Annotated in this window: 18 protein-coding genes; 1 reads left to right on the top strand and 17 read right to left on the bottom strand. The window is 65.8% G+C overall.

The annotated features are described in order from the left end of the window. Positions 1-14 precede the first annotated feature (14 nt). The 10 genes from K9D25_RS23595 to K9D25_RS23550 form a co-directional block, all read right to left on the bottom strand. Positions 15-3,323 (bottom strand): error-prone DNA polymerase, encoded by a 3,309-nt coding sequence (locus K9D25_RS23595; protein WP_244451416.1) that lies wholly within the window; start codon positions 3,321-3,323, stop codon positions 15-17. Beyond that, positions 3,320-4,843 (bottom strand): Y-family DNA polymerase, encoded by a 1,524-nt coding sequence (locus K9D25_RS23590; RefSeq protein ID WP_244451415.1) that lies wholly within the window; start codon positions 4,841-4,843, stop codon positions 3,320-3,322. The genes K9D25_RS23595 and K9D25_RS23590 overlap by 4 nt, the downstream gene beginning before the upstream one ends. Continuing rightward, on the bottom strand, positions 4,758-5,510 hold the full coding sequence (locus K9D25_RS23585; RefSeq protein WP_244451414.1) for an ImuA family protein: 753 nt from the start codon (positions 5,508-5,510) through the stop codon (positions 4,758-4,760). The genes K9D25_RS23590 and K9D25_RS23585 overlap by 86 nt, the downstream gene beginning before the upstream one ends. Positions 5,511-5,670: 160 nt before the next feature. Beyond that, positions 5,671-5,931 (bottom strand): DUF736 domain-containing protein, encoded by a 261-nt coding sequence (locus K9D25_RS23580; RefSeq protein ID WP_244451457.1) that lies wholly within the window; start codon positions 5,929-5,931, stop codon positions 5,671-5,673. A gap of 157 nt (positions 5,932-6,088) precedes the next feature. Continuing rightward, positions 6,089-6,385 carry a DUF736 domain-containing protein gene (locus K9D25_RS23575; protein WP_244451073.1) on the bottom strand — a complete coding sequence of 99 codons (297 nt, stop codon included), beginning with the start codon at positions 6,383-6,385 and terminating at the stop codon, positions 6,089-6,091. A gap of 155 nt (positions 6,386-6,540) precedes the next feature. Then, positions 6,541-6,693: a hypothetical protein gene (locus K9D25_RS23570; protein WP_244451074.1), complete on the bottom strand. Its 153-nt coding sequence runs from the start codon at positions 6,691-6,693 to the stop codon at positions 6,541-6,543. Between the two features lie 173 nt (positions 6,694-6,866). Next, positions 6,867-7,304, bottom strand: a complete 438-nt coding sequence (locus K9D25_RS23565) for a hypothetical protein (protein WP_244451413.1) — start codon at positions 7,302-7,304, stop codon at positions 6,867-6,869. Between the two features lie 7 nt (positions 7,305-7,311). Next, positions 7,312-9,198: an integrase gene (locus K9D25_RS23560; protein ID WP_244451075.1), complete on the bottom strand. Its 1,887-nt coding sequence runs from the start codon at positions 9,196-9,198 to the stop codon at positions 7,312-7,314. A 2-nt stretch (positions 9,199-9,200) separates the two neighbouring features. Next, a complete protein-coding gene (locus tag K9D25_RS23555) occupies positions 9,201-10,979 on the bottom strand; it encodes a hypothetical protein (protein WP_244451076.1) in 1,779 nt (592 codons plus the stop codon). Positions 10,980-11,016: 37 nt separating this feature from the next. After that, complete coding sequence (locus K9D25_RS23550) at positions 11,017-12,177, bottom strand: tyrosine-type recombinase/integrase (RefSeq protein ID WP_244451077.1); 1,161 nt, start codon at positions 12,175-12,177, stop codon at positions 11,017-11,019. A 600-nt stretch (positions 12,178-12,777) separates the two neighbouring features. Between K9D25_RS23550 and K9D25_RS23545 the strand changes: the two genes are divergently transcribed. Continuing rightward, positions 12,778-15,042: an ATP-dependent helicase gene (locus K9D25_RS23545; RefSeq protein ID WP_244451412.1), complete on the top strand. Its 2,265-nt coding sequence runs from the start codon at positions 12,778-12,780 to the stop codon at positions 15,040-15,042. Between the two features lie 36 nt (positions 15,043-15,078). Here the strand turns inward: K9D25_RS23545 and K9D25_RS23540 are convergent, their stop codons facing one another. The 7 genes from K9D25_RS23540 to K9D25_RS23510 all read right to left on the bottom strand — a co-directional run bounded on the left by K9D25_RS23540 (position 15,079) and on the right by K9D25_RS23510 (position 22,194). After that, positions 15,079-16,017: a hypothetical protein gene (locus K9D25_RS23540; RefSeq protein ID WP_244451456.1), complete on the bottom strand. Its 939-nt coding sequence runs from the start codon at positions 16,015-16,017 to the stop codon at positions 15,079-15,081. Next, complete coding sequence (locus K9D25_RS23535) at positions 16,017-16,943, bottom strand: ArdC family protein (RefSeq protein ID WP_244451411.1); 927 nt, start codon at positions 16,941-16,943, stop codon at positions 16,017-16,019. The genes K9D25_RS23540 and K9D25_RS23535 overlap by 1 nt, the downstream gene beginning before the upstream one ends. Positions 16,944-17,291: 348 nt before the next feature. Beyond that, positions 17,292-17,879, bottom strand: coding sequence for a hypothetical protein (locus K9D25_RS23530; RefSeq protein WP_244451410.1), 588 nt, complete (start codon positions 17,877-17,879; stop codon positions 17,292-17,294). Between the two features lie 766 nt (positions 17,880-18,645). Then, positions 18,646-19,071 carry a hypothetical protein gene (locus K9D25_RS23525; RefSeq protein ID WP_244451409.1) on the bottom strand — a complete coding sequence of 142 codons (426 nt, stop codon included), beginning with the start codon at positions 19,069-19,071 and terminating at the stop codon, positions 18,646-18,648. Continuing rightward, positions 19,068-19,955, bottom strand: coding sequence for a DUF7007 domain-containing protein (locus tag K9D25_RS23520; protein WP_244451408.1), 888 nt, complete (start codon positions 19,953-19,955; stop codon positions 19,068-19,070). Before K9D25_RS23520 ends, K9D25_RS23525 begins: the two co-directional genes overlap by 4 nt. Then, entirely contained in the window at positions 19,952-20,428 is a 477-nt protein-coding gene (locus K9D25_RS23515) for a hypothetical protein (protein WP_244451407.1), read from the bottom strand. The genes K9D25_RS23520 and K9D25_RS23515 overlap by 4 nt, the downstream gene beginning before the upstream one ends. Positions 20,429-20,517: 89 nt before the next feature. Further along, the gene (locus tag K9D25_RS23510; protein ID WP_244451406.1) at positions 20,518-22,194 is read right to left on the bottom strand and encodes a ParB N-terminal domain-containing protein; all 1,677 of its coding nucleotides are present in this window, start codon (positions 22,192-22,194) and stop codon (positions 20,518-20,520) included. Between the last annotated feature and the right edge of the window lie 23 nt (positions 22,195-22,217).

Genomic DNA, 22,217 nt, shown 5'->3' with positions numbered 1-22,217 from the left:
TCAGCAAGTTTGGTCTATCGGAAGTTCCGGGGCTTAGGCATCCTGCTCGGCATAGTCTCCGGCTCGGGATAAGTGCCGTTATGCCGAACTCGGCATAAAGGCACGTAGATGTCGCGCGTGCGCGCCGGCTTCGGCGGCTGTTCGCGCGGATCGGGACCAGATCCACCGTTGCGGACCTGATCGCCGCGGCCATGGGGCAGGGGAAAGCCTGCCTCGCGTTCCCCGACGCTGGCCAGCTCGGCGGAGAGGTCGACGATCCGCTGCGCGACGAGGTGGACTACCTCGCCTTCTCGCTGGATGCGACCCCGCACAGCGATCATGCTCGCCGACAGGATGGCGCGGCGGTTGGCCTCGAACACCTTTGCCCAGACGACGAGGTTGGCGATACCGCTCTCATCCTCCAACGTGATGAATAGCACGCCTTTTGCCGATCCCGGCCGCTGGCGGACAAGGACGATACCAGCCGTTTCGAGCCAGCGGCCGTCGCGCGATTCCATCGCCTCCGCGCAGGCGACGATCCTGCGGCGTCGCAGGTCGCTGCGAAGAAAGGAGACCGGATGACTGCGCAGCGACAAACCGACATGATGATAATCTTCGACGACTTCGCCGCCTGTCTTCATGGATCGCAACGCGATTGCAGGTTCATTGAGTTCGGCGCTCGGTCCGTGATCGCGCGCCGCCGCGGCCACGAAGAGCGGCAAGGGTTCGTCGCGCAGAGCCTTGATCGCCCACAGTGCCTCGCGTCGCGCAAGCCGGAGCGCTGGCCGGAAGGCGTCGGCCTCGGCGAGTTGGACAAGCGCCGCCTGCGGCACATCGGACCGGCGCCAGAGATCGTCGACCGTCGCGAAGGGCTGACCGCCGCGTGCAGCGACGATGCGGGCGGCATGCGCATTGGCAAGGCCCCGCACCATGCGAAGGCCGAGCCTGACCGCGAAGCGCGCTTCATCGCCGGTCGGCTCGAGTGTGCAATCCCATCGCGAGGCCGCGACGCAGACGGGGCGCACCTCGATGCCGTGCTCGATCGCGTCCCTGACGATTTGAGCCGGCGCGTAGAAGCCCATCGGCTGGCTATTGAGCAAGGCCGCGCAAAATACATCCGGGTGCCAGCATTTGAGCCAGGCACTCGCATAGGCGATCAAGGCGAACGATGCGGCATGGCTTTCCGGGAAGCCATATGAGCCGAACCCCTCCAGCTGTCGAAACGTCTGTTCGGCGAAGGCGCGCTCGTAGCCGTTGGCCACCATGCCGTCGATCAGCTTAGTCTTGAAGGAGGAGACGCCGCCGGTGAATTTGAACGTGGCCATCGACTTGCGCAGCATGTCGGCCTCGCCCGGCGTGAACCCCGCGCAAGTAATCGCGACCCTCATCGCTTGCTCTTGGAACAAGGGTACGCCCAGTGTTTTTCCGAGCACCTGTTCGAGCTCGGGCTTGGGGTAGTGGACGGGCTCGCGCCCTTCGCGACGACGAAGATAGGGGTGGACCATATCGCCCTGGATCGGACCGGGCCGAACGATCGCCACCTGAACGACCAGGTCATAATAGGTGCGAGGCTTGAGGCGCGGCAGCATCGACATTTGCGCGCGACTCTCGATCTGAAATGTCCCGAGGGTGTCGGCCTTCCGGATCATCGCATAGGTGCGGGGATCCTCGGCGGGAATCGTCGCGAGGTCGAGCTCGATGCCCTTGTGATGCGCGAGGAGGTCGAGACCCTTTTTCATGCAGGTGAGCATGCCCAGGGCCAAGACGTCGACCTTCATAAATCGCAGCGCGTCGATGTCGTCCTTGTCCCACTCGATGACCTGGCGGTCCTTCATGCTCGCAGGCTCGATCGGGACGAGATCGTCGAGCCTGTCGTGGGTGAGGACGAAACCGCCGGGGTGCTGCGACAAATGTCGTGGCGCGCCCATGAGCTGACGCGCCAGGTCCAGGGTCAATCGCAGCCGTCGATCAGCAAGATTGAGATTGAGCGCCTCGACATGGCTGTTTTCCACGCCGTCCTCGGACCAGCCCCAGACCTGCCCGGAGAGCGAGGAAATCAGATCCTCGGGCAGGCCGAGGGCCTTGCCGACGTCGCGCAGCGCCCCTTTGGTCCGATAGCGGATGACGGTGGAGCACAGCGCCGCGTGGTCGCGACCGTAGGTTTCAAAAACCCACTGCATCACGATCTCCCGCCGCTCATGTTCAAAGTCCACGTCAATGTCGGGCGGTTCGCGTCTCTCTTCGCTGACAAAGCGTTCGAACAGCAGGTCATTGCGACCGGGATCGATCGAGGTGATCCCGAGCACATAGCAGACGGCGGAATTCGCGGCGGAGCCGCGTCCCTGGCACAGGATGTCGCGTGAGCGCGCGAACCTGACGATGCTGTTCACCGTCAAAAAATACGGCGCATAGTCGAGCTTCTTGATCAGGCGCAACTCGTGCTGAAGGGCGGCGCGCACCTCATCGGGCAAACCTTCGGGATAGCGGAACGCCGCACCTTCCCAGGTCAGCTTTTCGAGCGTCTCCTGCGGCGTAAGCGAAGGATCGTCACGCTCCTCAGGATATTGATAGGCCAGCTCATCGAGACTGAAGCGACACCGCTCGGCGATCTCCAGCGTGCGCGCCAGGGCCTGCGGGTAGCGGGTGAACAGGCGGTGCATCTCCTCTGGCGGCTTGAGATAGCGATCGGCATGTCGTTCGCGGCGGTCGCCGAGCCCGTCGATCGTGACGTTGTGGCGAATGCAGGTGACGACGTCCTGGAGGATCCGGCGATCGGGTTCGTGAAAGAGCACGTCGTTGGTCACGACGGTACGGACCTTCGCCGCGGCAGCGGCATTGGAGAGCTCGTGAAGCCGGAGCTGGTCGTTCGGCCGGCGTCTGAGCGTCAGCGCCAAGTAGGCGCGGTCGGCGAAGGCATCGCGCAGCTGGCGCAGGTGAAGGCGACAATCGTCGTCGGCCATGTCAGGCACGAGCACCGCGATCAGACCCTCGCCATAGGCGACCACGTCGACCCATGCGAGGCTGCATTTGCCCTTGCCCGCGCGCCGCTTGCCGAGCGAGAGCAGCCGGCAGAGCCGCGCGTAAGCGGCTCGGTCGGTCGGATAGACCAGGAGAGACATGCCGTCGGACAGATCAAGGCGGCAGCCGACGATCAGGCGCACGCCGGTTGCCTTCGAAGCTTCGTGTGCGCGAACGATACCGGCAAGGCTGTTGCGGTCGACGACCGCAAGCGCCTCGATGCCCTGGATCGCTGCCTGTGCGAAGAGCTCGTCGGCCGACGATGCCCCGCGCAGGAAGCTGAAATGCGATGTGACCTGGAGCTCGACATAGCGATGGGTGCTCATCCGAACACCCCATGCACGAACCAGCGATGCGACCCCGTCACAGCATCCTCGCCGTCGCCGGCACGGTAGATCCAGTACCGCTCGCCGGCTTCGTCCTCGACCCTGAAATAGTCGCGCACCGTCGCGAGTTCGGCATCGCGCTTCCACCATTCCCCGAACACGCGCTCGGGCCCGTCGGCCCGGCGCACACGGCGGCGAATGCCGCGCCAGGTGAAGGCGACCGGGGGATGATCGGGCAGGAGCGCGACGGTCTCGATCAGTTCGGGGCGTTGCAGCAGGCGCGCGGGCCGCGGCCAATGGCCCGGCCAGATGGCGCCGGTGTCGGGCGCCATTGCCGGAATGCGGGCGACGGCGCGCTCGGGCACGTCGCTGGATAGCGGCGCCGCGCGATAGACGGCCCGTTCGCCGACGCGGTTGGCGAGCGTGTCGATCAGATCGGAGACGTCGGGGATGGCCTCTTCGATCAGCGAGCTGACGGTCTGCTTGCGGACCAGGGGTTCGGTGCTGCTGGCGACGAGCGAAAGGAGCTCGATGCCGAAGCCCGGATCGATGGTTTCGATCTTGTCGCAGAGAAGCCGGGTGAGGCGCTTTACGTCGCGCACAGGCATTGCCATGCCGACACGGATCGCCTGGCGCTGATTGTCGACGCGCCGAAGGTGAAGGTCGAGCCGCCGCGCACCGAGATCGGCTTCCTCGAGGCGTTCGCAGAGCGCAACGACGAGTTTGCCGATGTAGCGCGCGATTGTCTCGGCCGCGGAGATCGGTTCGGCGAAGCTGCGCCGGACCTCGATCAAATCGGCTGGCCGGACTGGATCGATCGGTTCCGCCGCCGCCCCGACCGCCTGGTCGAGCCGCCGGCCGAGCTCGTGACCGAAGCGAAGCGTCAGCGGTGCGCGCGGCTGCGCCAGAAGATCGCCAACCTGCTGAAAGCCGAGCACGCGCAGATCGTGGTTTATCGCCGCAGGCAGACGCAGGGCTTCCAGCGGCAACGAGGAGACCATGTTCGGCCCATGCCCGGCTGCCGCCACGAAGCCCGGGTTGGCAAGGTAACGGGCAAAGGCATGCGCGGCGCCCCAGCTGTCGGCCACGGCGGCGCACGCGGCGATGCCGGACATGGCAAGGCGACCGATCAGGGCATCGAGCATCGCTTCTTCACCGCCATGGAGATGATCGGCGCCCGTGGTGTCGATCACGATCCCGTCGTCGCCATCCACCGCGACGATCGGGGCAAAGCGCTGCAGCACCCACAAAGCGAGGCGCTCCAGCGCCTCGGAATCCGCGATCGGGTCGGCATCCTGGATGAGCAGCTCCCGGACGAGGACCTGCGCCTTGGCGACCGGCATGCCGGGCCGCAAGCCAGCCGCCCGCGCGGCGGCATCCGCCGACACCACTACGCGCCGGCTTCCTTCCCGGCCGATCAGGATGAGCGGGGCCTCAACCGGAGGCGCCGCGTCGCCGGCCTTCCGCCGCAGCCGATCGGTCGACCAGCTGGGCAGGAAGAGCGAGACAACCCGTGTCATCGCAAGCCTCCAACTCGAAATCTGCACTCTCGCCCGCGCGGGCGCGGATCAACTCGACAAGCCACCGATGGCGGCCGACACCAGGAACGGGCAGCGCCGCCGAGGGCAGCACCGAGATCCTCCAGCGCGTCATCGCCGCGGTTGGCTGTCCAAAATCGGCGGCCTCAGTCTGGCGCCGCCAGCGCCGAAGGGCGATGCCGATCGTCCCCGTGCCTTCAGCCGAGAGCTGCAAGCGCCGGGAGGCGGTCATGGAAAGACGGGCGACCTCGCCGACGACGGCGCCCAGCCCGCCGTGCCGGAGGCCTTCCTCCATGCACGCGAGGATCGCCTTGTCGTCGCCTGCCTCGACGTAGATCACGCGATCCGGCGGCAATCCTGCCTGCGCAAGCGCCGGCGCAAAGAGGTCTGGACGCGTGATGCACCACAGGACCTTGCCCTTCGTCCGCGCGGCGATGCCGCCGGCGAACAGGGCGGCGGCGGCGCCGTCGACGGCACCAAATCCGCCGCCCGCAATCTCATGAAGAGCGCCGCGCGCTAGCCCTCCGCCGGGGAGTCGCGCGTCGACCTCGGCAATTCCGAAAGGAAGCACCGATTTCGCGCGCAGGGTTCGACCCTCGATCTTCTCGATCTGCGCGCGCAACGACTCTATGGCGGGCTCCGGCCGCAAGCTGGTCCTTGACCTCCTGGGATGGCTCTTGCATCATGTTCTCTATTTGTTCTCCAAACAGGAGGCATGAGTCAAGAGCGGCGATGACCTTGCCGCGAAGCGAGGCGGCCGCGCGACGCGAAAAAGGCCCCGCCTTTTCGGGCGTGGCCTTGGGAGCGGGTCAGTCGCGGTTGGGCCGCGACCAGATGAGCTGGAAGCCTTCCTCGCTGTCGATCTCGACCAGAGTGGCATAGATCGGAGCCGGGAAGCTCGGATCGTCCAGCTTGACCGAGAGATAATCGCGCTCGCTGTCCTTGGCGGTCTTCTGCCAGGCGGCACCGAGTTCGACGGTGCCGGCGAGGATACGGAAGTGAGGACCCTTGTCGGAGGGGTTTTCGATCCGGACCAGCTTGGCCTTGACGTTGAGCGTCAGGGTGCGGATCGACCCGGTAAAGCCGTTTTAGGTCAGCCGTCAACTGTCATTTTGAGCGGAAGTCGTTGATGTCGCTTCATTATTTGTTGGATGACACGTTCAAGGTGCCCTTTTGCCGAATCGCGGCGCCCCGAGGTGGAGCGCCGCGTCCGAGGGTCGGGCTGCCTCAGCGCGACCAGAAGAGGGCGAACCCGTCCTCGCTCTCGACCAGGGTGGCGTAGATCGGAGCGGGGAAGCTCGGGTCGTCGAGCTTGACCGAGTGATATTCCCGGCCGGTCTCCTTGGCGGTCTTCTTCCAGCCGGCGCCGATCTCGATGGCGCCCGCGAGGGCGCGAAGGTCGGGCGACTTGTCGCTTTCCTTCTCGGCCACGACCAGGCGGGCCTTGATGTTGAGGTTGAGCGTCTTGATAACTCCGGCAAACGAACCGTCTTCGTTGCGGGTGAACGTGCCGATCTGAGCCATGGAACTTCTCCTTTGCTGTATCAGGTCGCGACCACCGCGGCCTTGATGGCGATCGGAGAACACCGGGCGACCGACCCGCACCCGAAGGGCTGGAACGCAGTGGAAGGCGGCGCAGAGCCGGGCTTCTTGCCTCGCGAGGAAGCCGCGCGCAGGCGTCAGCCGAGCACGGCGGGGAAGAAGATCGGCATCGCGCTGTTGCGGGATCGAGGTCGGGCTGCGCAGTAGCCGGACGCGGTGTGAGATACGCCAGCAAGAAAGGCCGCAGTGGACGCACCCCATTCAGCTTCGAAGGAGAGATCCTGGCTCATGACGCCGATATCCGGACGATGACGACATGCCGAGATCAGGCGCAACCGTGCATCACGCCCAGGCCGTTCACTGCGACAAGAAGGAAGACGAGTCTCGCTACTTTGCACCTGCGGCATCAGCTTACCGGCGCATGGCGATGGGCCGCATGGCATGAGCGGGGGGTGTCACGGCATCAGCGTCGCGCCGTGTCCCCATCTGACGATCGCAGCACTGTCGGGCGGCGGACGGCGTCGACCTCCTTCGTCAACTGAGCGCTGCGGCGCTCGGCCCTGTCGGCGCGACGTTCCGCCTCGATGGCTCGCCGCATGAGCCCGGCATTCTCGGTCGCGAGCTGTCGGATCCGCTGCTGCATGTCGTCGATCGCACCGCGCTGCTCAGTAATCTTGTCTTCCATGGTGGCGATCCGGTCGGGCACGCGCTGCCGCTGGCGGGCTCGGGTGAGATCGTCGAGGATATCGCGGTGATTGGCGTAAATGGCATTGCGACTGAGGCCGGCCTCGCGTGCCAGTGCGGCGACGGTCAGGCGCGCGATCGATGCACTGGAGCGCTGCCCGGCCCCTCCGACCAGGCGCTCGAGAGCGAGGCGCAGCTTCTCGGCCGTCGCCTCCATGCGCCGATCATGCGGGTTTGCGGCTGGCGGCTTGGCCATGGGGACCCTCTATTGCGGAAAGATCGGACAGAATGCGCTCGCACTCGGCAATACGTGTGTTGGCGAGTGCACGGCTCGCTCCGTCGATCCGTTGGTCGGCAATCAGCGCGAGATTGCGCTCGAGCCGGGCTTGCCAGACGGGCCGGTGGCGCTCGGTGACGGCGAAGTTCGCGCAGCTCACGCAGGCGCTCTCGGTGCGCCAGAGCGGGTTCGGGCCGCGTTCGTCACCCATGCAGGCGGCGGTCTCGGCGCGATAGACGCAATAGCCCCAATCGCAGACGCCCAGCCGCATGCCGCTGTCCTCGATCAGGAAATCGACATAGGCGGCAAGTTCGCCGTCGCGGGTACGGCCCCGGAAGCGCGATCGCGACGACAGCAGTCGTCCAGCCTTGCCGCCGAGACGCGAGGCGGTGAGCAGTTCCTCGAGAGCGGAGCGGGTCTCTTCGAGGGTTTGAGCGTCCACGAGCTCACCGAGATCGAAATCCGTGCCGACATAGGCGCTGTCGGTCATGATGCGGGTCACGTGCCCGAAATGATGCTGGAGGGCGTGCAGGCCGGTGCGGTCGCGCTTGCCGACGAAGCGGGCGAAGGTCTTGCGGCCCTGATGTGTGGTGAGATGCCAGGGTGAGCCATCGTCATTGTGAGGCAGATCGATGAAGGGAGCGAACCGTTTGTTCAGACGGACGATGAGCGAACTGGCTGTCATGACCTCGGGAGCTCGGCGATCGACGAGGCCGCTGCCGGAAAGAGAGAGCCAAAGCTCGGGTCGGCCCGCGTCGGCGCGAAAAGGCTCCGATAGGCGATGCAGAATCTCGATGGCGCGCAGGACAGGCGGCGGGACCGGCCACAGATGCGGTGTTCCGGCCTCGCTGGCGGCGGTCTTGAATATCCGACCGCGGAGGTAGGCGAAGGCTTCGCTGCCATCCGCGGATGGATGTTCCTCGATGCAGTTCGCCTCCAGCGTCAGGATCTCTGAGACCCGTGCGCCGACCAGATAGGCGATGGTGATGAAGCAAGCCTCCTGGATCCGGTTGACCAGCAGGCGAAGATCCTTGGTCCGGGTCAGCGGTGCATGCCAGGGGGTGTGCTCACCCTCGATGGTAGAAAAGCGAAACGACGACACGAGCGCGCGGACGGCCTGCCGGTGAGTGAAGAAGGAACGGCCCTGATCGTCCATGCGAAACGGCACGGCCTGGTCGCGCAGCGCAATGACGTCGTCGGCTGGCTGCCCGATCAACCGGATCGCAGCCGAGACAAGTGGAACGGCGATGGCGTCCGGCGTGAAGGGCAAGCGCTGGACCGTATGACGACTGAACCCGGAGAACCGGCTGGCGCGCTCATCACCGAAGGGATGCTCGGGAGGCGCAAAAGCGAGCCTGGACCGTTGCTGATAGAGGGCGAGAAGAAGGTTGGCGTAGTCGTGCCTGGTGCCGGGCCTGATCGGAGCTCCTGCAAGAGTTCGTCGTCCTGCCACGTGCTGCATGAACCGTTCGGCTGTATCGCGGTCCAGTTGGGCGAAGTTGCGCATCGCCTGCTCGGCCATCCATCGGATCAGGGCGCGAAGCCTGAGCGCGGTCGCGACGAGCGACCTTGCCCGCGCCTGTCGACGCCCTGGCGGCGGATCGACGTGAAGCGACCAAATGAAGGTGCGTGCGTCCTCCAGCCACCGGCCCCACGGTGGATCGGTGAAACGGCTGCCGTCAGGCAGTTCGAAAGCCCAATCGATCAAGAGTTGATGGGTTCGCAGGTCGGGCCGCGTGCTGTCGAAATGCCATTGAGGGTCTGCCCAAAGCGACCGTGACGATACGCGTTGCGGGCGGTCAAAACGGACGAGGTTCTGCGCTTGCGCTGGCATGATCACTCCAGCTCCGGCAGGGCCGGCATGCTGGCAGCGAGCGTGCGTGCGGCCTCATGCATATCCGAGGGGAAATCCGGGAGGATGTCCTGGGTGAGAATACGCCATGATGGTGCGTAGAGGAGGTTCCAGCGCCGTGGATCGAGCCGGTTGCGGGCCTGCTCGAACCGATCGATGGCAGCAAGAATGCGCGCGAGATGCTCCCGATCGACCGGGATGACCAGGCCGGGGCACGCGAGGCATCCGCCGAAGCGCGGGCACAGGCGTTCAGTGCCATCCCGACCAGGAACGACAGGTGCAAGGCAATCGTGGCCGAAGAGAACGGTGGCGCGAGCCTCGCCAGAGACCGGCGCCGGCTCGCTGTCAGGCCCGCGCACCCAGGCGATCATCAGGTCTTGCAGGCGGGCTATCGTCTGGCGCTGGAGGCGCGTGGTCTCCTCGCTCTTGAGATAGGTCTCGGTCGTGGCAGCGCTGGCATGGTTCAGGATCGATTGCGCTGCGAGAACATCGCCGCCGGACGCGCGGTAATGCTCGGTCGCCACGGTTCCGCGAAACAGCGCGGGAGCAAATCCGGCGATCGGCTCACGGGGCTTGTCGGAATGGGTGGTGTTCCACGCCTCGATACGGCGGTTGGCGCGCTCTATGAATCTGAGGATGGCTCGCCGGAGAACCGAGTGTTCGATGACTTCGGTGCGGCTGCGCAGCGAGCGACGGATGGGTTCCTTATGAATGCTGCGCGTCAGGAAGAGCCGATCCTGCTCGCCGGGTGGCGCCGTCGCAACGATCGGTTCGGTCAAGGCCAGCATCATCTCGATCAGGTTCGGAGCGGCGTATCGCCGACGCCGATCGAAGGACCGGCGCTGCGCCTTCTGGAGCCGGGCTCCGGTCTTGGCCTTGTTCCAGTCGACGATGACGCGATGTTCGTCGAGCGGGTGGGGAACGAGGCAGTCGCGGCGGATATGGCGCAGCGGCTCCGGATTGGCGGCGGTCTGGATGGCGATCGCCAGAAAGAACGGCACCAGCGTGTCGGTGGTGATGTGGAAATATTGGGACATGGTGCGCGAACCGCCCCAGAACCTGACCAACGTGCTGGACTTGATGCCGTGCTCCTCCAGGACGGCAGTGTCTGGCATGAGGCCGCCTTCGATCCGGCTGATCCGCCATATCCATCGGTCGAGCCCTTGGCCGCGCAGCGTCTTCGGCGGAAGCTCGGGACGCTGCCTGACCTTCTGCCCATGTTGAAACCGCCCCCAAGCCTCGGCTATCTCCTCGTAGCAGGCGCGTAGGATCGCCTTGATCTGATCGGCGGGAAGCCGCCGCCGCGGCTGCTGGTGTGTCCTCCTGCCGGGAAACGGGTTCCAGGGAATCTCCAGGTCGCGCGCGAGACCGCCCGGCCGATTGCGCTGGCACCATATGAGCAAGGGCCGAAGGACATCGAAGGCGACGGCATGCGCGCCGCGTGGTGCACGTGATGCGCCTTCCTTCCTGAGCCAGAGCACGTAGCGGCCAAGGGCTGCGGTATCGAGATCGCTGGCTGTCTCGATCATGCCGTCGTCGGCGACGAAGCGGGCAAAGCGACGGGCAGCTCCCCAGGTCGTTCGACGCGTGGCCGGCTGCTGGCCGGCGCCGTACTCACGGAAGGCGTCAACCAGGAGCCGGCGCAGATCGGCAGGCAGGCCGGATAACTGACCGGGATCGAACCGCTGATCGGGCTTGCCCCACGCATCTACGAAAACGATCGTGTCGGTGCTCAACGCGGATACCGAGGTCTCCAGCCCCATCGCGGCAACCGGAAGCCGGCGGTCGATCGCACTCCTCCTACGCCCGGTCATGGGGCACCAGCTCGCCATAGAGATAGGCAAGGCTCTCGGCGAGCGTGTCGGCGTGAAGCTCGACACAGCGTAGATAGATGGCCGTCGACTGGATCGACACGTGACCCAACAGGACCTGCACGATCTTCAACGGGTTGAGGTCGGGCGCCGTCGTCGCCTGCTTCTGCAGGCGCACGAGCATCGTCATCGCGAAGGTGTGGCGCAGCCAATGCCCCGACCCGATAAGCCCTGCCGCGCGGAACGCCGTGCCGAACGCCGCAGAGAGTCTCGCTCGGGAAACAGGCTTGCCCTTGCTGTTGAGGAAAAGTGCCGCCGGCACCCGATAACCGGGTTGAGCCCTGCGCAGGCGCTTCACGAGAGCAGCGCGTTCCTCTCCGACATACCAGTGGGTGCGATCGATCAATCGCAAGGGCGGATAGACCGATCGCGGCCGGTCGCCCTTGGTGATGGTCAGCGGAATGCTCACGAGCGGAGCCTGATCGACATCGAGATGGGCGACCTCCGGCACCTGATGAAGCTGCAAGCCGCAAAGCTCCTTGCGGCGCATGCCGGTCGCCAATGCCCACTCGGCGATCAGGCCATAGGGCGGATCGAGATGCTGGAACAGGCATTGGAGTTGATCGACGCGAAGCGGACGCGGCAGCCGTTCGGCTTCCGAGATCGTCAGGACGTTCGCCATCACAACAGGCGGACGATGATCCAGATGCGCCAGCATGCCCTGTCGGCGCGCCGATCGCAGCGACACGTCGATATAGTCGAACGGCAGCGCGTCGATCAGCCTGCGCCGATGCGCCCATGAATAGAAGCGGCAGACCGTCCGGACGCGGTCGTTGACCGTCGAACGGGCATAGGGACGGCCCGTATGCGGGCTTGGCGCCGACAGCATCCTGTTGCGGTAAGCTGCGATCGTCCCCTCATTGGCGAGACGCCAATCCAGTTCGCTCTGTTCCAGCGTGTCGAACCAGTCATGAAGATGCTCGCTGTAGGTCCGCAGCGTCTCCGTCGCATGAGAGCGGCCGGGGATTGTGGAAAGCTCGAGCAGATAGCTGAAGGCCGGCTCGACGATCGACATCCGTGCGTCGAGCAAAATGGGAAATCCGTTCGGAATCCCGTCAACACCGGCGACCGCCCGCACGATCGAAACCATCCTGCTCTCCGGAGGCAAGGCACCCGGAGGCGCAAAAGGACATCGACATCGTCCAAGTGGTTACACCGTCGATGAAACTGACAAATGACAGCACCTGAAGAAAAGATAAGCGGAGCGCCTACGGCGCGAGTCTTCTCATAGATGCGAGGGGTTCCCCTCGTGCTCTCCCGTTCGCCACGTGGCAGGGGTGCAGGACTTGTCCTGCACCCCATGGAAAAGCTTGTGGCGTCGCCGCCGCGTCAAGTGCTGTCCTCGCTACGCTGCGGGAACACTTGACCCGGACGTCTGCGTGCCAGGATCACAAGACAGCGCGCTAAAGGACACTTCCGTGCACGCAACCTAAGCCGTTGCCGTTCGAGGTGAAGGTGCCGATGGTCGCCATTGTCGTGTCCCTTTCAGGTTCCGGGCCGCGCCTATCGCGACCTCGATGGCGGTCGACAGACCGGAGGCGATCGGCCCGCACCCACGGGGCCGCAACAGCGTGAAGGGCGGCCGGGGCGCGACTTTGTTGCTCGCGAGGAATGACGGCGCAGCCGGGAGGGGAAGAAAGTCGCGACCGGCCGTTGCGGGTGTGACGATCGAGGCGGCGCCACAGCGCCGATGCCCTTCGGTCAGACATGCCTGATCGAGGACGACGTGGGCGTGCCCTCAGAACCGACCGGGGACATGCAACCCGACCATCGGCATTCACGGTTCGTGACGCAGCCGCAGGGCGATCCCATCATCTTGCAATTGCGAACAAAACAGGAATCTGGGATCGTGCAAACACCGAAACAGGAGGTGATTCGAAACTTGTCCGCTGCCGTCGCCTATCTCGATAGCCTGAACGCGGAACAGCGCCGCGCGGTCGAGCACGGCGTCGTTGACGGCAAGGCGACGGCTGCAAACCTGCTGCTGATCATTGCCGGCGCCGGTTCGGGCAAGACGAACACGCTGGCTCATCGCGTCGCGCACCTGATCGTCGGTGGCGCGGATCCTCGCCGCATCCTGCTGATGACGTTTTCGCGTCGTGCGGCCGCCGAGATGACCCGGCGTGTCGAGCGCATCTGCAATCGTGTCATGAACGGCAACGGAAGCGTGATGAGCGATGCCCTGACTTGGGCTGGCACCTTCCACGGCATCGGAGCAAGGCTCCTACGCGATTACGCCGAGCAGATTGGTCTCGATCCCGCCTTTACGATCCATGATCGCGAGGATTCGGCCGATCTGATGAACCTCGTGCGGCACGAGCTCGGTTTCTCGAAGACGGAAAGCCGCTTTCCCGCCAAGGGCACCTGCCTGTCCATCTACTCGCGCGCCGTCAACGCCGAGCTGCCGCTCGACGATGTCCTGCGACTGGCCTTCCCGTGGTGTTCGGGCTGGGAGAAGCAGCTGCGCGAACTCTTCGCCGCCTATGTCGAGGCGAAGCAGGCGCAGAACGTCCTCGATTACGACGATCTCCTGCTTTACTGGGTTCAGCTCGCGAGCGAGCCGGCGCTTGCCGACGACATTGGCGATCGCTTCGACCATGTGATGGTCGACGAATATCAGGACACCAACCGGCTGCAGGCTTCGATCCTGCTGTCACTGAAGCCGGGCGGTCGGGGATTGACCGTAGTCGGCGACGACGCGCAGTCCATCTATTCGTTCCGTGCCGCGACCATCCGCAACATCCTGGATTTTCCCCAGCAGTTCAGCCCACCTGCCGAGGTGATCACGCTCGACCGCAATTACCGGTCGACGCAGCCCATTCTCTCGGCCGCCAATGGCGTGATCGAGCTTGCCAGCGAGCGCTTCACCAAGAACCTATGGACCGAGCGCCAGTCGGCCGACCGGCCGCGGCTCGTCACGGTCCGCGACGAAGCGGAACAGGCGCGCTATGTCGCCGATCATGTCCTTGAATTTCGCGAGGTGGGCGTCGCGCTGAAGCAGCAGGCCGTGCTGTTTCGCGCCTCGCATCACAGCGGCCCGCTCGAAGTCGAACTCACGCGACGCAACATACCCTTCGTCAAATTCGGGGGACTGAAGTTCCTCGACGCCGCGCACGTCAAGGACATGCTGGCGGTGCTGCGCTTCGTGCAGAACCCGCTCGATCGCGTCGCGGGCTTCCGCCTGATGCAGATTCTTCCGGGCGTCGGGCCGACCTCGGCCCAGCGGGTGCTCGACCGAATGGCCAGCGAAGCCGAGCCGATCGCCGCATTGTCTTCGATCCCCGCACCGGCGCGATCGGGCGACGACTGGACCGGCTTCGTAGCGCTGCTCCAACAGCTCCGGTCCGGCGCAGGGGGTTGGCCGGCCGAGATCGAGGCTGCACGGCTATGGTATGAGCCGCACCTGGAGCGAATTCATGAGGACGCGGCGATCCGCAACGCCGATCTCCTGCAGCTGGAGCAGATCGCGTCGGGCTACGCCTCGCGCGAGCGCTTCCTCACCGAGCTGACGCTCGACCCGCCCGATGCGACCAGCGATCAGCCCGGCGTGCCGCATCTCGACGAAGACTATCTGATCTTGTCGACAATCCATTCGGCCAAGGGGCAGGAATGGAAGAATGTCTTCGTGCTGAACACGGTGGATGGCTGCATCCCGATCGATCTCGGCGTCGGCAGCAAGGAAGAAATAGAGGAGGAGCGACGGCTCCTCTATGTCGCGATGACGCGTGCCAAGGACAGCCTGCACCTCATCACGCCGCAGCGTTTCTTCACGCACAATCAGAATGCGCAGGGCGATCGCCATGTCTATGCGTCGCGCACGCGCTTCATCCCGGCCGCGCTGCTGGTGCAGTTCGAGTGCAAGGGCTGGCCCGCCGCGGCGGCCGAGACGGCGCGGCGGGACGTTCGCGGAGTGCGCGTCGACGTCGGCGCACGCATGCGCGGCATGTGGCGCTAGCTGCGTCGGCGATCTCGCGCCTGTGAGGATCGTCGATCAGACGCCGCACATTCCCTCGCACTCATTGCCGAAAAGGTCGAGCTGGCCATGATCGGCGGCGGTCGACAGATCGGTAAGGTCGAGTGGCACACACGAGCGATGCAGGAACACATCGCCACGGATGCCGCGAAGACCGGAACGCAGGGCGCGATCCACCTCAACGGCATCGGCCCATGCCTCAGCATCGTGATCACGCATGTCGCGCCAGCGCGCATTGTCGTGGAATGGACAGCCGATGCACGCGCTCTTCGGCGGGATCGGATAGCCATGGCGGCGCAGCCACGCCATGCAATCCTGTCGGCACATGCGTCGCTCAATCAGGGGAAAGCGCTTGATCTGCCAGGCTTCGAAGCTCGGCTTGGCCCGGATGACTTCGTCCGTGCTGATGCCGATCCATTGCTCGACGACAGGGAAGGAGGGCGAGCGCTTACGGGCAAGGCCGGCGAGCTCGCGGACCTTGCGCCGGATCGGAACGATCTTGAACTCCGTCGTGCATTGCCGGCGGATCATGCCGATCGAGATAATGTCGGCCGCACTGCGGCGTTCGCCGATCTCGATCAGCTCGCCCTCGTCGTCGTCGAGGATGGGAATGCGCGTGCCGGCCGGCCGCACCGTGCGGGTGAACGCCGGAATCGATGCCCATCGACGGCCCTCGCCGGCGGCAAGAAGATGGTCGCGGATATTGCCGGCCGACACGACGTGCACGGGAAAGGGCAGGACATTTCCTGACATGAGCCAATCGAGGTGCTCGTAGACGGCGGCAGGCTCCCAGCCGGTATCGGCAAAAATCGCGCAATCCGGCATGGGGCCGATTTCGCCATGGGCTGCGAGCAGCGCCATTGTCGTCGATTGGACGCCGGCGCCGAGCGAGAGCACGCGCAAGCGGATCGGGTAGGGCGAAAGCCCCTCCCCAGAAACAGGCGGAACGTGAAGCATCACGCTGCCTCCCGCGCTGCGGCTTCCGTCGGTTGGAGACCATGCAGGAACGCGGCGGCGCGCTGCGCGTGCGCGGCGGCCTGGAAGACCGCGCGCTTGTCGCCCTGCAGGACCTGCAGCCACGATTCCACGTAGCTTGCGTGGTCGGGCCGCGGTTCGAGCTCGGGCACGATGCCGAGGTCGGCGCAGATCAGCGCAGATCCGATTTCGGCGACGAGCTCCTCGCGCGCGCGTTCGCTGCGATCCTTCGCATAACGGCTGAGGTCGCGCCCGACGCGGCGCGAATCCGCCGTCCAGTGGACATGCTCGTGGCTCAGCACCGCCACGTACGATGCAGCGTCCCGAAACGTCTCGAACGGCGGCATCTGGATGTGATCGGTCGACGGCGCGTAGAAGGCCCGCGCGCCGCCATGCCGGATCACCGAGCCAGTATTGGCGAAGAAGCGATCGGCATGATCGATCCGCTGGATCGGATCGCTCGCCGGCGCCGGCTGCCGGTAGAAGTGGTTGGGCAGTCCGGCGATCTGCTCGACATTGAAGACCGAATAGGTCTTCAGGAACGGGATGTCGCGTTCGACCTCACCGCCATTGCCGTCGTTCTCCGTCCGGGTGAACCGGCTCGCATAGATGACGGTCGCGCCTGACTCGCCCTTGCGGACATGGGCGTCGAGCTCGATCGCCTGCTTGAACGTCATCCAGGTCGGCGAGGTGAAACCGCGCGCGAGCGCCTCCGACCAGAGCAGGAGCACGTTCATGCCGCTGTACGGTTCGCCGTTGTGGCGCAGCGGCCTTGTGATGCGCCGTCCCGCGTGTCCTGCGCTCCACGGCTGGATCCAGGGCCGGACACCCTTTTCAAGATCCGCGACGATGCGATCGGTGATGCGCGCATAGACGTCGGCGCGCGAACCGTCCTTCTTCTCAGTCATTTTCATGAACCTCCGTTTGGAGGTCGCGCCCATCGCGACCCCGTCACGGCGGTCCATCGCCAGGGAATTCAGGGGAGCGGCGCACCCTTGGGCCGCAACGAAGTGGAGGGCGGCGAAGCCGCTGCGCCGTGCCCCGGCCCTGGCAGGACCAAAAGCCGGACGGGTGTCGCGATGCGCACCGGCTCACTTTCTCCATTCCATCTTCTTGAGGAGCGGACGCATGGCGATTGTCGCAGTCGTCGTGCGCCGCGGCCGCGACAGCGACACGAAAAAGGGGCCGGCCCCATCGGGGCCAGCCCAGCGTCGTGGTATCGAAGACGGGCGAGGCCGAAGCCTCGCCCGGTGCGATCAGCCGAAGGCGGCCAACTGGGTTTCGGCCGCCTTGCGATCGAGCGTGTGGCCGGGATTTTCGACCGGCCGCTCGAACGGCTTCCAGCGCTCGCCGACGACGTGCTCATAGGCAGCGACGGCGCCCTCGGCCGCCATGCGCAGGGCGTGCGACTGCAAGGCCATGTCCGCGGCGAACTCGCGCTTGCGCTGCGCGGTGCTGTCGAAACCGACGGGACCGTCGAGGTCCTCGTCGCGCAGGTCGTTGGACGCCTTGGCCGTCGCGTCGCGGGCTTCGGTCACCGCGCGGCTGTAGAACTGGCCGGCGCCGTGCGCGGAGCCGACATAGGCGCCGACGATCCGCTGCAGATGAATTTGCATCGCTCTCTCGCCGAGGCCTTCGCTCAGGCTGTCGGCCGTCTCGACGATCATGCGCTGATGGAGTTCGCGGATCCCGTCGCTGTCGAGAACGGGAAGACCGAAGCTCTCGGAGATGAGCGTCGCCTGGGCGGCGTCGGGGCAGGCAAGCCTGACCATTTCGAGCGTGGTGCTCTTGCGGAGCTGGACGACCTTCGCGGGCTGACGTTGGGTGCGAGCGGCTTTGGTCATGAGAACTTCCTTTCTTTCGGTTCGCCTGAAGGCCCGGATCGGCTCCTGCCGGTCCTCCCTTCGGGTGCGATCGACCGAAACCGGCGGAATGACGGGCGCTTCAGGGTCCGGGGCGGCCGGATCGAGCGCAGTGGGTTTGCGCGCAACCAGGGCTTCCAGCCCTCGCGCGGCGCGCGGGCCCGCTGTGTCGAGATCGGCAGCTCCGGCCGCAACGCGGCGCGGCACGCGGCCTTGAAGCGACCGGCCGCCGGTTTAAGAGCGCAACAAAACCCGAGGGGAGGCCGGCGGGCCGGAACGGCCAACAACAAGCGAAACCGACAGGCAAGGACCTCATGTCCCCCCGCCGCACCCCATCACCAGGCCGCCGGCCGCGACGCATGACACCCGCCGGACCGTCCGGCCGGTTTCGCAACGTCTTGGCACTTCATCGCAGACGGCCGGTTATCTCTCCCGCCTGCGCCTGCGAGCGCGCGTGCGACACCAGCGCCTGTCGTCTCGCCGACGGCCCGAGCGGAGGTTCTCACGAGGCGAATGGATTCAATCATCGGCGAGATCGCCGGGAGTGTCGGAGCCGCCGGCGATGGACATTCTCGGCTGAGTACCCGACGCCGTCGCAGGCCACGGTGATTCCAACGTTGCCCCGGCGTCGACCGGATAGCGTGAGGGAGCGAAAGCCCGCGCTGCCTCACGCGCCGCTGACGATGGCCGGCGCGCGCCGTGCCGGCGGCGCGGGCTCCCTCTCGACCAGCACGCTGTCGGATGCCGATCATCGTGAAATCGAAGCGCCGGCTTCCGGCCACAACGCCGATGCCGGGCCGGCGTCATGATGGTCCATCGTCGTGCCGGCGTGTTCGTGGCGGACAGCGGGTCGACCGTCACGATCGATACCGAGGCGCTGCCGCAACGCCTCGATTGCATGGTCCCGCCTCGCGAGCTTCCGGGCCAAGGCATCGATTTCCGGTTGGCGCTCCGCGGTGAGCGCCGCCAGGCTCGCTCGATAGCGCTCGAGAAAGGTACCCGGATCCGGCGGCTTGCCACGACGATAGCCGCCCTGCTTGCGCCCGAGCGACGGGATCAGCGCGGTCATCCTCCGCGTAATCTGCCGATCGATCATGTCGAGCTGGCGCTGCGTCTGGCGCTGCGCCTCTTCCATGCGGTGAAGAAGATGACGACGATCGGAGGAGGGGGTCATGCCGCCCTCCCTGCCTGCAAGCCGATAAAATCCGACTCGCCGCCATAGACGTGGTGGCGAGCGGGATCGACCACGAAGCCGAAGCGGCCGACGCGATATTCGTCCGAGGGGACGAGGAAGCGGCGCTCCTCGGTCCCAAAGCCCCGCTTGCCGCCCGGCGTCGCGACAACCTCGACAAAGCCCGCGACCTGCTTCGACGTGATCGCCGAGATCACGATCCAGTCGTGGACATGGGCCGCTTCGAAGGCCCGGCGATCCTTCTCGTGCGATTCGCCCGGCATCAGGATCGTGCCGAAGATCGTCTCCCAGCCGTCGGGCCAGCTGTCCTTGATGGTCCGCTCTGCACAGCGACGCTCGAAGGCGGTGAAGAGATGCGGAAAGGTGATCGCGACGATCGCCCATTCGGCATCTTCCTCGTACCATCCGCCGGCCGAGCGCAGCATGCGATGGACCTTGCGGTTTCGCTCGGCCGAGAGCTTGAACCCGCCGTGCCCGGCGGTCGAGTGCGACGTGACGCCCTCGGCGTAGATCGTCGCACCCTGCGAGGTACCCCACGGCGTGTGGGCACGCGAATATTCCTCGACACGGCCGAGCATCTTGCGCTCACGCTGATGTTCGGCATTTTCGAGCACGCGCGCGCGAAACGCCGCCTCGTCGGCGAGTTCGCCGGAGTGCCCGTAGAAATCGCCGCGCGTCCACTCGCCCATCGGACGCGCAAGGCGCCAGGCGGTAACGAGATAGTGCCGATCGTCGCGCGCCATCGACATGGCGAACGCCGTGTCGCCGACTAGCGCGACGGGCATGCCGTCGGCGCTTCGGCCGAAAGAAACCCCCGGAAATCCGGGGGTCTCGGTCTGAGGACAGGCAGGAGAGGGGGCGTTCATGCCGCGGTCCTCCCCTCGACGATGTCGGCGCCGACCTCGTCGGCCGTCACCTCCTGGAGCACGGCACGCGGATAGCCGTGGCGCGTCATCCACTCACGGGCGTCGGTCTCGTGTGCTGCGAGATAGACCAGTTCGGCGTCGTCGCCAGCGCGATCGAGGACGCGGAACGATCCGATCGACGGGCGCTCGACGATGGTAAAGGCCAGTCGCGAGTCGAGCGAGAACGTCCGATGGACGCGGATCGCAATGACCCCGCCGGCCCCGTGGTCGGCCTCGTGCAGGGTGAAGCATGCCGAGAGCGAGAGGTTGCCGACGCCGCGCGCCCCCTGCTTGCGGATCAGCCGGCCGCGACTGTTGCTGGTCTGCCAGGCGGCCAGCTTCTTGTTGAAGCGCGCCGGCGGCTGGGGCGTTCCATCCGACCAGGCGACGATGGACCCGATCGGTGCGTTGTCGAAGATTGTGTGCGCGGACATGGTGTCCTCCTTGGATTGCGCGGGTGTGGAAACGACACCGCCGCCGGAGGCCGGCGGCGGCGAACCATTCGAAATGGTGGGATGCGGCGCTACTCCGCCGCTTCGCGGAAGGCCTCGACGTCCTCGTCGAAACCGCCCTCGCCGATGTCGGCGATATCCTCGTCTGCCTCGTCCTCGTCAGCCGCGACCGCGCGGGAGGACAGCCAGTCGGACAGCTTCGCCGGATCGGGGGCGAAGAGTGCGTTGGGATGGACGAAATGCCCCTCCTTGTAATGCTCGACGAGAGCTGCGCGCGTGTCCTTCACGCGCTGGCGCGGCAGGACCGGCGTGTCCTTGCACGAGCCTTCGAGCGCCGGCCGCGACAGGCACGAGAGGAAATCCTCCGTGCCCATGTTCGGCAGGAATGCGTCGGCGCCGATCATCTCGCCCGCGATGCGCGCGACGATGCCGCTGTTGGTGGCGTTTTCCCGGCACGAGAAGACGTCGACCAGCATGGTGCGGGCCGCAACGCGCAGCGTGTCCATGTCGAAGGCGAGCTTGCCGTCGGCGTCGAACAGCACCGCAGCGTTCTTCGCCAGCCGGCTGTGGCCGGAATAGACACCGCCGCTCCCCGTCGTCACCGAGACGTTCTGTCCGGCGAAGGCGAGGATCAGTAGCGCCATCAGCGCATCATCCTCGATCGGCGCGCGGCCGAGCGCTTCGCGCAGCGCATCGGTGCGGTAGTCGCCGATCATCTCGACGCCCTTGCGCGTCACGTCGGGACGCGGCTTCGACACCTCGCCGACGTCGTCCGCGGCGTTGTCCGGGCCGGTCGCGCCCTTGGCCTTCGGCTTCTTCGCCGCCGGCATGCGGTAGTGGACGGTCTGCACGCGGCCGTCGCGGTCGAGGTACATCGCCGTGCAGTCCGACTTCGTCGGCTTGCCGTAGACGCGCTCGGCCTTCGGCGGCAGCTTCACCTCGCCCCAGTTCGTGGTTTCGGCGATGACGCCCTTCTTGGGCAGGTTCGCCGTCATCCATTCCTGCTGCGCGCCGAGGAAGCCCTCGACATTCGTGGTGTAGCGGCTGTCCTCGTCGGCCGGAGCGAACAGGTCCTCGACCCACTGGATGCCGTAGGCCTGGGCGAGATCGTCGCCAAAGCTTGCATGGCGCGCATACATGCGGGTCTTCTGCAGCCCCTGCGCCACGCTCCACCACGAGACCTGCGGATCGCCCTTCGACGGCTTGTGCTTCTTCCAGACCTCCTTCTGCTCGTCGAGCGAAGCTGCCGCAATCGTGCGCAGTTGCTGCTCGTTCGGCATGTCGCCCTTGGCCATGTGATCGAGCATCGCCGGCAGGACGTTGGCGAGCAGCCGCAGCTTCTTGATCTGGCGCACGGGAAGCGCGAGCGCCACGCCGATCGCCTCCTCGGTCCAGCCGAGCGCGACCAGGCGCTCGATCGCACGCCACTGATCGACCGGGTTCATGGGATCGAAGGCGATGTTCGTGACCATCGATCGCATGGCGCCGTTGTCATTCGACGCCTCGTCGACGAGCACGTCGATTTCCTCGAGACCCGCCGCGATCGCCTGCTTCACGCGGCGATGTCCGGCATTGATGATGTAGCCGTTGCCGCCGCCGGCTTCGGGCGTGATGACAGGCGGCTGGACGATGCCGACCGCCTTGATCGTGGCGAGCAGCAGCGCGTCGGCCTGCGGCGTCGATTTCGTCTGGCGCAGGGGGTCGGGATTTTCCTTCAGCGCACGCGGATCGACCTTGATGAGTTGCATGGGAATGCTCCTTTTGGGGTTGC

It is taken from the genome of Ancylobacter polymorphus, assembly GCF_022836935.1.
GTDB lineage: Bacteria > Pseudomonadota > Alphaproteobacteria > Rhizobiales > Xanthobacteraceae > Ancylobacter > Ancylobacter polymorphus_A.
Note: the sequence above shows the minus strand (reverse complement) of the source record. Positions and strands in the feature narration are given on the sequence as shown.

Coding starts and splice junctions, on each gene's coding strand:
- K9D25_RS23530 (WP_244451410.1), bottom strand. CDS start 17,879: ATGACCAAAGCCGCTCGCACCCAACGTCAGCCCGCGAAGGTCGTCCAG.
- K9D25_RS23550 (WP_244451077.1), bottom strand. CDS start 12,177: ATGGTTTCGATCGTGCGGGCGGTCGCCGGTGTTGACGGGATTCCGAAC.
- K9D25_RS23525 (WP_244451409.1), bottom strand. CDS start 19,071: ATGACCCCCTCCTCCGATCGTCGTCATCTTCTTCACCGCATGGAAGAG.
- K9D25_RS23590 (WP_244451415.1), bottom strand. CDS start 4,843: ATGACACGGGTTGTCTCGCTCTTCCTGCCCAGCTGGTCGACCGATCGG.
- K9D25_RS23570 (WP_244451074.1), bottom strand. CDS start 6,693: ATGAGCCAGGATCTCTCCTTCGAAGCTGAATGGGGTGCGTCCACTGCG.
- K9D25_RS23520 (WP_244451408.1), bottom strand. CDS start 19,955: ATGAACGCCCCCTCTCCTGCCTGTCCTCAGACCGAGACCCCCGGATTT.
- K9D25_RS23535 (WP_244451411.1), bottom strand. CDS start 16,943: ATGACTGAGAAGAAGGACGGTTCGCGCGCCGACGTCTATGCGCGCATC.
- K9D25_RS23595 (WP_244451416.1), bottom strand. CDS start 3,323: ATGAGCACCCATCGCTATGTCGAGCTCCAGGTCACATCGCATTTCAGC.
- K9D25_RS23560 (WP_244451075.1), bottom strand. CDS start 9,198: ATGCCAGCGCAAGCGCAGAACCTCGTCCGTTTTGACCGCCCGCAACGC.
- K9D25_RS23540 (WP_244451456.1), bottom strand. CDS start 16,017: ATGCTTCACGTTCCGCCTGTTTCTGGGGAGGGGCTTTCGCCCTACCCG.
- K9D25_RS23510 (WP_244451406.1), bottom strand. CDS start 22,194: ATGCAACTCATCAAGGTCGATCCGCGTGCGCTGAAGGAAAATCCCGAC.
- K9D25_RS23565 (WP_244451413.1), bottom strand. CDS start 7,304: ATGGAGGCGACGGCCGAGAAGCTGCGCCTCGCTCTCGAGCGCCTGGTC.
- K9D25_RS23555 (WP_244451076.1), bottom strand. CDS start 10,979: ATGGGGCTGGAGACCTCGGTATCCGCGTTGAGCACCGACACGATCGTT.
- K9D25_RS23575 (WP_244451073.1), bottom strand. CDS start 6,385: ATGGCTCAGATCGGCACGTTCACCCGCAACGAAGACGGTTCGTTTGCC.
- K9D25_RS23515 (WP_244451407.1), bottom strand. CDS start 20,428: ATGTCCGCGCACACAATCTTCGACAACGCACCGATCGGGTCCATCGTC.
- K9D25_RS23545 (WP_244451412.1), top strand. CDS start 12,778: ATGCCCTTCGGTCAGACATGCCTGATCGAGGACGACGTGGGCGTGCCC.